13 protein-coding genes are annotated in these 11462 nt (G+C 64.5%); 11 read left to right on the top strand and 2 right to left on the bottom strand.

Going from position 1 to position 11462, the window contains the following annotated elements; genetic code table 11:
• The first annotated feature begins 35 nt into the window (after positions 1-35).
• From alr to DDZ14_RS01590, 8 genes are all read left to right on the top strand, one after another.
• Positions 36-1097: an alanine racemase gene (gene alr, locus DDZ14_RS01555; RefSeq protein ID WP_109423167.1), complete on the top strand. Its 1062-nt coding sequence runs from the start codon at positions 36-38 to the stop codon at positions 1095-1097.
• Positions 1094-1882: an ABC transporter permease gene (locus DDZ14_RS01560; protein WP_109423168.1), complete on the top strand. Its 789-nt coding sequence runs from the start codon at positions 1094-1096 to the stop codon at positions 1880-1882. Before alr ends, DDZ14_RS01560 begins: the two co-directional genes overlap by 4 nt.
• A gap of 11 nt (positions 1883-1893) precedes the next feature.
• Positions 1894-2640, top strand: a complete 747-nt coding sequence (locus DDZ14_RS01565; RefSeq protein WP_109423206.1) for an ABC transporter ATP-binding protein — start codon at positions 1894-1896, stop codon at positions 2638-2640.
• Between the two features lie 106 nt (positions 2641-2746).
• Positions 2747-3190: a paraquat-inducible protein A gene (locus tag DDZ14_RS01570; protein WP_199221258.1), complete on the top strand. Its 444-nt coding sequence runs from the start codon at positions 2747-2749 to the stop codon at positions 3188-3190.
• Between the two features lie 301 nt (positions 3191-3491).
• The gene (gene radA, locus DDZ14_RS01575) at positions 3492-4856 is read left to right on the top strand and encodes a DNA repair protein RadA (RefSeq protein ID WP_109423169.1); all 1365 of its coding nucleotides are present in this window, start codon (positions 3492-3494) and stop codon (positions 4854-4856) included.
• A 22-nt stretch (positions 4857-4878) separates the two neighbouring features.
• On the top strand, positions 4879-5478 hold the full coding sequence (locus DDZ14_RS01580; RefSeq protein ID WP_109423170.1) for a CvpA family protein: 600 nt from the start codon (positions 4879-4881) through the stop codon (positions 5476-5478).
• A gap of 78 nt (positions 5479-5556) precedes the next feature.
• Positions 5557-7017, top strand: coding sequence for an amidophosphoribosyltransferase (gene purF / locus DDZ14_RS01585; protein ID WP_109423171.1), 1461 nt, complete (start codon positions 5557-5559; stop codon positions 7015-7017).
• A 106-nt stretch (positions 7018-7123) separates the two neighbouring features.
• Positions 7124-7789, top strand: coding sequence for an SDR family oxidoreductase (locus DDZ14_RS01590; protein WP_109423172.1), 666 nt, complete (start codon positions 7124-7126; stop codon positions 7787-7789).
• A gap of 342 nt (positions 7790-8131) precedes the next feature.
• On the opposite strand, the gene DDZ14_RS01595 is transcribed toward DDZ14_RS01590, so the two are convergent.
• Both DDZ14_RS01595 and DDZ14_RS01600 read right to left on the bottom strand, forming a co-directional pair.
• The gene (locus DDZ14_RS01595) at positions 8132-9043 is read right to left on the bottom strand and encodes a glutaminase (RefSeq protein ID WP_109423173.1); all 912 of its coding nucleotides are present in this window, start codon (positions 9041-9043) and stop codon (positions 8132-8134) included.
• A gap of 372 nt (positions 9044-9415) precedes the next feature.
• The gene (locus DDZ14_RS01600) at positions 9416-9934 is read right to left on the bottom strand and encodes a DDE-type integrase/transposase/recombinase (protein ID WP_369914278.1); all 519 of its coding nucleotides are present in this window, start codon (positions 9932-9934) and stop codon (positions 9416-9418) included.
• A 213-nt stretch (positions 9935-10147) separates the two neighbouring features.
• Between DDZ14_RS01600 and DDZ14_RS01605 the strand changes: the two genes are divergently transcribed.
• From DDZ14_RS01605 to DDZ14_RS01615, 3 genes are all read left to right on the top strand, one after another.
• Positions 10148-10633, top strand: coding sequence for a hypothetical protein (locus DDZ14_RS01605; protein ID WP_109423174.1), 486 nt, complete (start codon positions 10148-10150; stop codon positions 10631-10633).
• A gap of 102 nt (positions 10634-10735) precedes the next feature.
• On the top strand, positions 10736-11002 hold the full coding sequence (locus DDZ14_RS01610; RefSeq protein WP_109423175.1) for a transposase: 267 nt from the start codon (positions 10736-10738) through the stop codon (positions 11000-11002).
• A gap of 35 nt (positions 11003-11037) precedes the next feature.
• The coding region (locus tag DDZ14_RS01615; RefSeq protein WP_146193047.1) for an IS3 family transposase at positions 11038-11462 on the top strand (425 nt) is incomplete at its 3' end.

Consider the following 11462-nt stretch of genomic DNA (forward strand, 5'->3'; position numbering starts at 1 on the left):
GGATATTGCCGCCCCGAGACCACCGGACGAGGCCCATGACCCGCCCCATGCTGACCATCGACCTCGATGCGCTCGCCGCCAACTGGCGCGGGCTCGACGCCGCGTCCGCGGCCACGGTCGAGACCGGCGCCGTGGTCAAGGCGGATGCCTACGGGCTGGGGCTGGAGAAGGTGGCGCCGGTGCTGGCCGACGCGGGCGCGCGAAGCTTCTTCGTGGCCCTGGCCGAGGAAGGTGCAGCACTGCGGCGCGTGCTGGGCCCCGGCCCCGCGATCCATGTCTTCTCAGGCCATATGGACGGCGACGCCGCGGCTCTCGCGGGCAGCGACCTCATCCCGCTGCTGAACTCCGCCGAACAGGCCGCGCGCCATTTCGCCGCCCTGCCGGGCCATCCATTCGGCGTGCAGCTCGACAGCGGCATGAACCGGCTGGGAATGGAGCCCGGTGAGTTCGCCGCACTGCGCGACCGGATCGCGGAGGCCGGACCGCGGCTGCTGCTCAGCCACCTGGCCTGCGCGGACGAACCCGATTATGCGATGAACGCCGCGCAGCTTCAGAGCTTCGCCGCGATGACGCAGGGCCTCGACGCGCCGCGCTCGCTCGCGGCCACGGGCGGCACGCTGCTGGGGGCGGCCTATCATTTCGAACTCTGCCGACCCGGCATCGGGCTCTATGGCGGGCGGCCCTATGGCGACGCGCAGGCGGTCGTGCAGGTCTCGGTGCCGGTTATCCAGACCCGCACCGTCACGGCTGGCGAGGCGGTGGGCTATGGCGCCACATGGACCGCGCCGCGCGACAGTAATATTGCTACGGTTGCAGTCGGTTACGCCGATGGCTTCACGCGCCACCTTAGCAATGCGGCGACGCTCTGGGCCGGGGCGCGCGCCTGCCCGCTCGTCGGCCGTGTCTCGATGGACCTGCTGACCGTCGACGTCACCGGGCTGGACCGGGTTCCCGACAGCCTCGATGTGCTCGGCCCCCACCAGGGCATCGACGCGCTCGCGGATGCCGCAGGCACGATCGGTTACGAGATACTGACAAGCCTTGGCGCACGATACGCGCGCGGCTACATTCGCCGAAATGAGGCAGGAGCAGCATGACAGCCGCCGATATCCTTACCCTGATCCCCGCCGCCGTGGGCAGGTCCACCCTGGCCTTCTGCCGCATCATCGGCTCGGTCGCGATCTTCGCGCTCTCGACGCTCAGCCATCTGCTGCGTCCGCCCTTCTACCCGAAGGAGTTCCTGCACGCGCTGCTGCATATCGGCTATTTCAGCCTTCCCGTTGTGGGCATGACGGCACTTTTCACGGGCGGCGCGCTGGCCTTGCAAATCTATTCCGGCGGCTCACGCTTCAACGCGGAATCGGTCGTCCCCTCGATCGTCGCCATCGGCATGGTGCGCGAGTTGGGGCCGGTGCTGGGCGGGCTGATGGTGGCCGGGCGCGTCGCAGCCTCCATCGCGGCGGAAATCGGCACCATGAAAGTGACCGAACAGATCGACGCGCTGACCACACTCTCCACCCATCCGATGAAATACCTCACCGTGCCGCGCGTGCTGGCCGCGACCTTGGCAATGCCTGTCCTGGCCGCGATCGGCGACGTGATCGGAATCATGGGCGGCTATCTGGTCGGGGTCACGCGGCTCGACTTCAACTCCGCCGCCTATATCAAGAACACCTACGACTTTCTCGAGGTCGCCGATGTCACTTCGGGACTCTGGAAAGCCGCCGCCTTCGGCTTCATCGTGGCGCTGATGGGCTGCTATCACGGAATGCGCTCGGGCCGCGGGGCGCAGGGCGTGGGCAAAGCCACCACCAACGCCGTTGTCTCGGCCTCGGTGATGATCCTGGCCTCCAACTACGTGCTGACGGAGGTGTTCTTCTGATGGGCGCGCAGATGATCGAGATGCAGGACGTGCGCAAGTCCTTCGGCTCCAACCACGTGCTGCGCGGAATCGACCTCGACATCGCCAAGGGCGAGAGCATGGTGATCATCGGCGGCTCGGGGACGGGCAAGTCAGTGCTGCTGAAATGCATCCTCGGGCTCGTTCAGCCCGACAGCGGGAAAATCCTCGTCGACGGGCGCGACGCGACCCGTGGCGATCACGACGCCTTCCTGGCGCGGTTCGGCATGCTTTTTCAGGGTGGCGCGCTCTTCGACTCGCTCGCGGTCTGGCAGAACGTGGCCTTCCGCCTGCTGCGCGGATCGCTCAAGCGGCCCAAGGCGGAGGCCCGCGAGATCGCCATCGAGAAGCTGCGCCGGGTCGGCCTGAAATCCGAGGTTGCCGATCTCTTTCCCGCGGAGCTTTCGGGCGGCATGCAGAAGCGCGTGGGCCTGGCGCGCGCCATCGCCGCGGAGCCCGAGATCATCTTCTTCGACGAGCCCACCACCGGGCTCGACCCGATCATGTCGGGCGTCATCAACGAGCTGATCCGCGAGATCGTGGTGGAAATGGGCGCCACCGCCATGACCATCACCCACGACATGTCGAGCGTGCGCGCCATCGCCGACAAGGTCGCCATGCTGCACGACGGCGTGATCCAGTGGACCGGCCCGGTGGCCGATATGGACGCTTCTGGCGATCCCTATCTCGACCAGTTCATCCATGGCCGTGCCGAGGGCCCGATCGAGTCGGTGCGCTGAGAGGGCCATGCGCCACCAGCCGCGCAGCCAACGGCCGGGAGGCGCTTGCCCGCGGCGGTCAAAACCGGCATGGCTTGGCTGCCCCGCCCCGATGGACCCGCCCCCGATGATCCTGCGCCTCGCAAACCTTTCTCTGCTCGTCCTCTTTCCCATCGCCTGGTTCGCGCCGCTCTTGCGCGCGGGCTTCCTGCCGCTTTTCGGCCTGTCGGAGATCTCGGTCGTCACCGGACTTCAGGAACTCTGGCGCACCGATATCTTCCTGGCGCTCGTGGTGACGGCCTTCGCGCTCTTCGCGCCCTATCTCAAGACGATCGGCCTGGCGCTTGTGCATTTCGGCTGGCTCGACACGCGCGCCACACCCTGGCTCATGCTTCTGGGCAAGCTCGCGATGGCGGATATTTTCCTGATCGCGCTCTATATCGTGGTGGTCAAGGGCATCGGGCTGGCCAGGGTGGAGACCGCCTGGGGGCTCTACCTCTTCACCGGGCTTATCCTCGTCTCGCTGGCAATCTCGGCCCTGGGCACGCGCGCGGTGGGCCGGCCGGGCTGACGCCTGCTGACGCAGGCGGCCTCCGGCGGGAATACTTGGACCAGAGCAAGCGGCATTGGGGAATTCTTAACCTTCTCCTGCCCAGACTGGAGACACGGTACAGGCGGGAACGCCGATGACCGTCCAAAGCAAGGCGCCCCGTCTCCCCCGCCCCCCGTGCGGCCCGAGGCGGGGCGCCCCACCCCGCCCTTGCTCTGGCCGAAGTATTCCGGGGGGCGTTCCCGCAAGGCGGGAACAGGGGGCAGAGCCTCCACATCGCGCCGCGTCTTGATCCGGGCGCGGGGCTCGGGCACAAGGCTGCATGGCAAAGGCATCCTCCCCCTCCTTCACCTGTTCGGCCTGCGGCGCCGCGCACAGCAAATGGCAGGGCCGCTGCGACGCCTGCGGCGCCTGGAACACGCTTATCGAGGAGGCGCCGCTTTCCGCCGGTCCGGCCGGGCGGACACTGGGCCGCGGGCGCGCCCTCGGCCTGAGCGATCTGGCCTCTGACGAGGCCCCGCCGCCGCGGGTCTCCTCGGGACTGGCCGAACTGGACCGCGTCCTGGGCGGCGGCCTGGTCGAAAGCTCGGCCATCCTGGTGGGCGGCGATCCCGGCATCGGGAAATCCACCATCCTGCTTCAGGCCGCGGCGCGGTTCGCCCGCGCCGGGCTCAAGGCGATCTATGTCTCGGGCGAGGAGGCCACCGGCCAGATCCGCCTGCGCGCGCGCCGTCTGGGCCTGGCGGACGCGCCGGTCAGGCTCGCGGCCGAGACCAACCTGCGCGACATCCTGTCCACGCTCGATGCCGAGCGGCCGGGCCTGGTGATCATCGACTCGATCCAGACGATGTGGGCCGACAATGTCGAGAGCGCGCCCGGCTCCGTCTCACAGGTGCGGGCCAGCGCGCATGAACTGGTGAGCTTCGCCAAGCGCCGCGGCGCCGCGGTGATCCTCGTCGGCCATGTCACCAAGGACGGCCAGATCGCGGGCCCGCGCGTGGTAGAGCACATGGTCGACACGGTGCTTTATTTCGAGGGCGAGCGCGGTCATCAGTTCCGCATCCTGCGCAGCGTCAAGAACCGCTTCGGCCCGGCCGACGAGATCGGCGTCTTCGAGATGACCGGCGCGGGCCTGATGGAGGTCGCGAACCCCTCGGCGCTCTTCTTGTCGGAGCGCGACGCGCCGGCGCCGGGCTCGGCGGTTTTCGCCGGCATCGAGGGCACGCGCCCGCTGCTGGTGGAAATACAGGCGCTGGTTGCGTCCTCGCCGCTGGCCACGCCGCGGCGCACCGTCGTGGGCTGGGACAGCGGCCGCCTGGCGATGATCATGGCGGTGCTGGAGGCGCGCTGCGGTATCTCCTTCTCCGGATCGGATGTTTATCTCAACATCGCGGGCGGATTGCGTATCTCCGAGCCGGCCGCGGATCTGGCCGTGGCTGCCGCGCTTTTGTCGGCGCGCGGGGGCACCGCTCTACCCGCCGATACCGTCTTTTTCGGCGAGATCAGCCTCTCGGGGGCACTTCGCCCCGTCTCGCAGGTGGAAAACCGGTTGAAAGAAGCGCAAAAACTTGGTTTCTCGAACGCGGTTGCGCCACCTCAGGCAAAGACTGTATCGATAGAGGGGATCGACGTGCGGAGTTTCAGGGATCTCGGCGCGCTCGTGGAGAACATGTTGAAAGCCGGTTAAGGCGGACGCGAAGGGACAGCGCATGGAAGGTTTCACCATCATCGACGGCGTGGCCGCGGCGATCGTTCTGATCTCCGGTATCCTCGCCTTTTCCCGCGGGCTGGTGCGCGAGACGCTGTCCATCGCGGGCTGGATCGCTGCGGCAATACTGGCCTTCATCTTCGCCACTACGGTGGAGCCGCTGATCAAGGAAATTCCCGTACTGGGCGAGTTCTTTGCCGAGAGTTGCGAATTGTCGATCATCGCGGCCTTCGCGGCGGTTTTCGCGGTCGCACTGATCGTCGTGTCACTGCTCACACCGCTCTTCTCGGGCGCGGTGCAGCGCTCTGCGCTGGGCGGTGTCGACCAGGGGCTGGGCTTCTTTTTCGGCGTGCTGCGCGGGCTCCTGCTGATCGTGGTGGCCTTCCTGGTCTACGAGCGCGTCGTGGTGAACGATTCCATCGCCATGGTCGACGATTCGCGTTCTGCGGCGATCTTCGCCTCGGTTCGCGACAATATCGAAGCGCAGATACCCGACGAAGCCCCGCAATGGATCGTCGAGCGTTATGAACAGCTTGTGGGCGATTGCGGCAGCGCCGAGCCGGTCGAGACGACGCTGCCCCAGGTCGATGGCGGATCCTGAGGGATCGGCGCGTGACACTGCCGTGACAAAGCACTATATGGTGGGCCGAAAACGGCCCGATCCCAATTGCGCGAGCGCATGAGCCACTATCCAAGCCATCCATTCGACGATGACAAACTCCGCGAGGAATGCGGCGTCTTCGGTGTAACGGGCGTGGCCGACGCGGCCAATTTCGTGGCCCTGGGGCTGCATGCGCTCCAGCATCGCGGACAGGAGGCCGGCGGCATCGTCGCCCATCATCCCGAGAGCGGCTTCAACTCGGTCCGCCGCTTCGGCTACGTGCGCGACAATTTCACCAAGGCCAGCCTTATGGAAACGCTGCCCGGCCCGCTGGCCATCGGGCATGTGCGCTATTCCACCTCCGGATCAAAGGGGCAGACGGCGATCCGCGACGTGCAGCCTTTTTTCGGCGAGTTCTCGATGGGCGGCGCGGCGATCGCCCATAACGGCAACCTGACCAACGCCGACGCGCTGCGCCGCGAGTTGATCGAGCGCGGCTCGATCTTCCAGAGTTCCTCGGACAGCGAATGCATCATCCACCTGATGGCGCGCTCGATCCAGAAACGCACCTCCGAGAGGATCAAGGACGCGCTGCGCAGCGTGGAGGGCGCCTTCTCCATCGTCGCGATGACCCGCACCAAGCTGATCGGCGTGCGTGACGCGCTGGGCGTGCGCCCGCTGGTGCTGGGCAAGCTGGGTGACGGCTGGGTGTTGAGTTCGGAGACCTGCGCACTCGACATCATCGGCGCGGATTTCCTGCGCGAGGTCGAGCCGGGCGAAATGGTGGTGATCGAGGACGGCAAGCTGGAAAGCTACCACCCGTTCGAACCGCGCAGTCCCCGCTTCTGCATTTTCGAGCATGTCTATTTTTCCCGTCCCGACAGCATCCAGGGCGGCCGTTCGGTCTATGAGACGCGCCGGCAGATCGGGGTGGAACTGGCGCGCGAGGCCCCGGTGGAGGCCGATCTGGTCTGCCCGGTCCCGGATTCGGGTACGCCCGCGGCCATCGGGTACAGCCAGGAATCGGGCATTCCCTATGCCATGGGGATCATCCGCAACCAGTATATGGGCCGCACCTTCATCGAACCGACCGAACAGATCCGCAACATGGGCGTGCGGCTGAAGCTCAACGTCAACCGGGCGCTCATCCGAGGCAAGCGCGTGATTCTCGTGGATGACAGCGTGGTGCGCGGCACAACCTCGCGCAAGATCAAGGAGATGGTTCTCGATGCCGGCGCGGCGGAGGTGCATTTCCGCATCGCCAGCCCGCCGACCTCCTGGCCCTGCTTCTACGGCGTGGACACGCCACAACGCGAGAAACTGCTGGCCGCCTCGATGTCGGAGGAGGAGATGCGCAGACATCTCGGCGTGGACAGCCTGCGGTTTATCTCTCTCGACGGGCTTTACCGGGCGGTGGGCGAGAGCGGCGGGCGCGACGCCATGGCGCCGCAATATTGTGACGCCTGTTTTTCGGGTGACTATCCCGTTGCCCCCTCGGACCGGATCGCGGAAGGCTTCGAGATCAAGGCGGCGGAATGAGCCGCGCGGCAAACCCGCGCCGGTCACTGCCGCGGGCTTCTCTCGCTTCTGGACATTTGCGCCACAGCCGGGCATGACGGCCCCCCATGCCTGACGGATCGCTGAAATGACAGATCGCATCGCCCTCGTAACCGGGGCCTCGCGCGGCCTCGGCGCAGCCCTCGCCGAAGCCCTGGCGCCCACCCATCACGTCATCGCGCTGGCGCGCACAACCGGCGGGCTGGAAGAAGTGGACGACCGCATTCAAGCCGCGGGTGGCGCGGCCACGCTGGCGCCGATGGACATCACCAACGAGGACGCCCTGGCGCATCTCTGCCGCGCCATCTTCGACCGCTGGGGGCGGCTCGACCTGCTGGTCCATGCCGCGATCCACGCCGCCCCTCTCTCGCCCGCGGGTCATGTCGATGCGCGCGACTGGGACCGCTCGATCGACACCAACCTGCGCGCCACCGGGCGGCTCATCGCCCTGGCCGAGCCGCTCTTGCGCGCCGCGCCGGCAGGCCGCGCGGTCTTCTTCGCCGATCCCCGCGGGGGACAGAAATTTTTCGGCGCCTACGGCGCCACCAAGGCCGCCCAGGAAGCGCTGGTGGCAAGCTGGCGCGCCGAGACGCAGCGCACCGGGCCGCTTGTCCTCAGCCTCGCGCCCCGGCCGATGGCCACCGCGCTCCGCGCCCGCTTCTTTCCCGGCGAGGACCGCGCGCCGCTGGCCGCCCCCCGCGACGAGGCCGCCCGGCTCCTTCCGGAAATCCTCGTCGAGACCGAAACCGGCTGACCGCGCCCGCTTTCTTCTTGCTCCAAATATCCAGCCTTCCATGTCCGACGCACCAGCCCGAGCGCTAAGCGGGGTGCTGGCAGACAAGCCCGAACGAGTCTTCGCTGATCGGATGGCCAATGTGAAGTCCTTCAGGTCTTCTTCTTGTCTCCGATATTAACTGGCGCTTTGCCCCTGGAGAAATCGGCCGTCGCGACGACCTTTTCCTTGGCCTTCTTCCGTTTTTCACTTCGCGGTTGCCGCGTCTCTTGTCACCTTTGGTCATCGTCGGGCGCTACGATTTGCCCCCGCCCGCCGCAAGCCAGCGTTTGACGGACGTGACCGTTCCGAGCGGCCCCACGCTCAGAACACGGACCAGCCAGTCGATCTGGCCAGCATCGCCGCGGCCCGCGTCCCGGCGTGGGAATTGCCATAACCGTTCAATCCCGGCGACCAGATCGCAATGGAGGCCTTTCGTGGGGCAATCAAGAGAATGCCGCCTCCGACGCCGCTTTTTCCGGGCAGCCCGACCTTGAACGCGAACTCACCCGATGCATCGTAATGGCCACAGGTCATCATCAGCGCGTTGGCGCGTTTGGCATGCATACGCGAAATGGTACGTGGGGCGCATTCGAGACCTGCGAGCACGCGGCCGGACATCGCGAGCTGCTCGGTCGTCATTTCGATCGCGCATTGATGGAAATACGTGCCCAGGGTCAGGTCGGGATCGTTGCGCAGGTTTCCGTGCGATGCGAGATAATGCGCCAGCGCCTTGTTGCGCGCCCCGGTGCGTTTTTCGGAATCCGCCACTTCGTTATTGATGTAAATGTCATCCGTTCCTGCCATCGCCCGGATCAGCCCCAGTATCTCGGCCAGGGCCTGCCGGGGTTCACGCCCCGAAAGGAGAGCATCGGTCGTCACGATGGCGCCTGCATTCACGAACGGATTTGGGGGCCGGCCGCTGTCGGTTTCCAGCAGCATGATCGAATCGAATGCGGTTCTGGTCGGTTCGCGTCCAACCCGTGTCCAGAGTTGATCCCCGATCCGGCCCAGGGTCGCGATCAGCGCAAACACCTTGGATATACTCTGGATCGAGAAAGGGCGCTGCGCCTGTCCCACGGAATGGCAGCTTCCGTCTGCTGTAACGACGCTGATGGCAAACTGCTCCGGGACAACGTTCGCGAGTTCGGGAATATACTGCGCCGGCAGACCCCAATCAGCCTCTTCGTGGATACGGTCATGGATTTCTTCCAGGGCTTGGCCAAGACTGTCCATGTCGATCCCCCCATCAAGCGCCGCATGGGCATCAGTCAATCTGGTATTGTCAGAGGAATTGCCATTGGCCACCCGGCCCCGCCCTCTGACAAGAAGAGGGAATAAAGACTATTCTGTAAGGATAAAAGCCTTCCAGTGCACCGCCAGGAACAAGAACCGCGTAAAACGCAGCCTAGGGTCAGTGAAACTCACTAACGCGTGGTCCAACAGACCTTTCTGAGATATCCAAGCCAATGCAATGGGGGAGGCTTAGGGGGGATGTTATTTTATATAAGTCATAACTAAATAATTAAATCATATACTTACGTGATTCATGTGGTGGTTCTGTCAGACGGATTCGAACTGGTCTCCACAAGGACAGTATGACTGTCCCTATGCCGCGCCGAGTTGACGCCACTCAGCAAGAGCAGCGGCGCGGTTGGTCTTGAAAATGTCCCGACTGGAGAGGCTGCGTTCCCGGTTGAGATGGTTGGTGACGGAAGAGTGGACGGCGGCGAATTTCTGAAAACTTCGCATGCGCCGGAACCGGAGCATAGCTCGCTCGCGTCTTCGGAATGGCAGGTGCGAGTTCTCCGCCCTGTTATTCATCCAAGGGCCGGTTTCCTGCCGGTCTGCCGCGCCGATCTCCTTCATGGCGGCGCCGTAAGACCGGAGCTTGTCCGTGACGATGACCTCAGGGCGACCGCGACGCCGCATGGATTTCCTGAGGAATTTCAACGCTGCCTTCCTGTCTCGCGTCTTCGTCACGAAACTCTCGTCGAGATGCCGCCGCCAGCGGCTGAACCTCATTCCCTCAATACGGCGTTTTCGGATCTCGGCTGCAAACATAGGACCGAACCGGTGCCACCAGAAGCGTGCCGCCGGTACTGTTAGAGCAATCAGCCTTGGCATCTCCCTACCCGCCCTCCTCGCTGAGGAATGGACGTAAAAACATGATCAGTAAGGGAATTTAACCTTCAGAGCAGCGCAGAGCTGAACAATCGGACGTACATGAACCTACCAGAGCGGTTTAATCTGACAGGACCACGTCCCGGAACCATGCGCTGCTTCATGTGTTCCCTCTCTGCACCCTATGACAGGGCGCCAGAGTGAGGAGAACTAACAATGGCACATCTAATCCGAAGTACCGTTCTGGTGGCAACCCTTGCAACTGCGGCAGTGGCGGAGACAAAAGTCTCCAAGATCGATGTCGTGGTCGATCTCTCTGCAATCGAGACATACGAAGCGGCGGGTGCTTGGAAGAGCCTTGAGGCCGATCTTGAAACAGCGATTGCGGAAAGGCTCGTGACTCAAATCGCGGATGAGGACGCTGACGCCGCCGAAATCGAAATCGATATCGACGCAGTTGCCTTGGCGAACAATTTCGAGGCGGCCGTTGGTATCGGCGAGTGGACGATAGTCGGCGATGTGGACATCGACATGCCGTATCCGAGAAAGGACGAGGACTACACGCTGACTGTAACCACGGATCAACTCAATTCGTATTTCCCCGAAGGCACCGATACTTCGACGCTGACCATTGGCAGTGAAGTATACTATTCCGCCGTGGTTTCAGCCTTTGCCGACAATGTCGCATCAAAGCTGAAGTAAGGAGGAACCTGTTCGGGGGGCGGTGACCTGCCCCCAAAAAACCGGGCCATTCAAAATGAGAGTTTGTTCTCGTAACGTTCAAAATGACGAGGAGAACAGACGATGCGCAAATCACGTTTCACCGAAGAACAGATTGTCGGGATCCTGCAGGAGTATGCGGCCGGGGCGAAGGTTTCGGAGCTGTGCCGTAAGCACGGTATGTCAGATGCGACGCTCTACAAGTGGAAGGCCAAGTATGGCGGCATGACGGTTTCCGAGCTGCGCCGCCTGAAGGGTCTGGAAGCTGAGAATGCCGAGCTGAAGCGGCTTCTGGCCGATGCCATGCTCGACAACGCCGGTCTCAAGGGGCTGCTGGCAAAAAACTCCTGACGCCTGCACACCGCCGGGCCGCAGTGAGGAAGCTGATGGACGAGCATCAGTTCACGGAACGGCGGGCGTGCAGGCTGGTCGGGATTTCGCGGTCGAGCCTGGCCTACCGGGCGCGGCCGGAGCGTTACGCGCGGCTGAGGGAACGCCTGATCACGCTGTCGGGCAAGCACAGGAGGTATGGCTATCGCATGTTGCATGCCAAGCTGGTTCGCGAGGGCTTCAGGGTGAACGTCAAGGTCGTCGAACGCATCTACCGCGAAGAGCGGCTGTGGCTGCGCCGCACCAAGCGCAAGAAGATCCCGCGCGAGGGCCGTGAGGGCACCTGGTGCCCGATCGCCCCCAATCAGCGCTGGTCGCTCGACTTCACCAGCGACGCGCTGGCCAATGGCCGCAAGTTCCGCACCGCCAATCTCAAGGACGACTGCACCCGGGAGTGCCCGGCGATCGAGGTGGATTTCTC

Source organism: Maritimibacter sp. 55A14 (genome assembly GCF_003122205.1).
Taxonomy (GTDB): domain Bacteria; phylum Pseudomonadota; class Alphaproteobacteria; order Rhodobacterales; family Rhodobacteraceae; genus QEYE01.

What these genes read in the sequence shown, in the direction of transcription:
- alr (WP_109423167.1), top strand. Translation starts at nt 36, where the DNA reads ATGACCCGCCCCATGCTGACCATCGACCTCGATGCGCTCGCCGCCAAC.
- DDZ14_RS01560 (WP_109423168.1), top strand. Translation starts at nt 1,094, where the DNA reads ATGACAGCCGCCGATATCCTTACCCTGATCCCCGCCGCCGTGGGCAGG.
- DDZ14_RS01565 (WP_109423206.1), top strand. Translation starts at nt 1,894, where the DNA reads ATGATCGAGATGCAGGACGTGCGCAAGTCCTTCGGCTCCAACCACGTG.
- DDZ14_RS01570 (WP_199221258.1), top strand. Translation starts at nt 2,747, where the DNA reads ATGATCCTGCGCCTCGCAAACCTTTCTCTGCTCGTCCTCTTTCCCATC.
- radA (WP_109423169.1), top strand. Translation starts at nt 3,492, where the DNA reads ATGGCAAAGGCATCCTCCCCCTCCTTCACCTGTTCGGCCTGCGGCGCC.
- DDZ14_RS01580 (WP_109423170.1), top strand. Translation starts at nt 4,879, where the DNA reads ATGGAAGGTTTCACCATCATCGACGGCGTGGCCGCGGCGATCGTTCTG.
- purF (WP_109423171.1), top strand. Translation starts at nt 5,557, where the DNA reads ATGAGCCACTATCCAAGCCATCCATTCGACGATGACAAACTCCGCGAG.
- DDZ14_RS01590 (WP_109423172.1), top strand. Translation starts at nt 7,124, where the DNA reads ATGACAGATCGCATCGCCCTCGTAACCGGGGCCTCGCGCGGCCTCGGC.
- DDZ14_RS01595 (WP_109423173.1), bottom strand. Translation starts at nt 9,043, where the DNA reads ATGGACAGTCTTGGCCAAGCCCTGGAAGAAATCCATGACCGTATCCAC.
- DDZ14_RS01600 (WP_369914278.1), bottom strand. Translation starts at nt 9,934, where the DNA reads ATGCCAAGGCTGATTGCTCTAACAGTACCGGCGGCACGCTTCTGGTGG.
- DDZ14_RS01605 (WP_109423174.1), top strand. Translation starts at nt 10,148, where the DNA reads ATGGCACATCTAATCCGAAGTACCGTTCTGGTGGCAACCCTTGCAACT.
- DDZ14_RS01610 (WP_109423175.1), top strand. Translation starts at nt 10,736, where the DNA reads ATGCGCAAATCACGTTTCACCGAAGAACAGATTGTCGGGATCCTGCAG.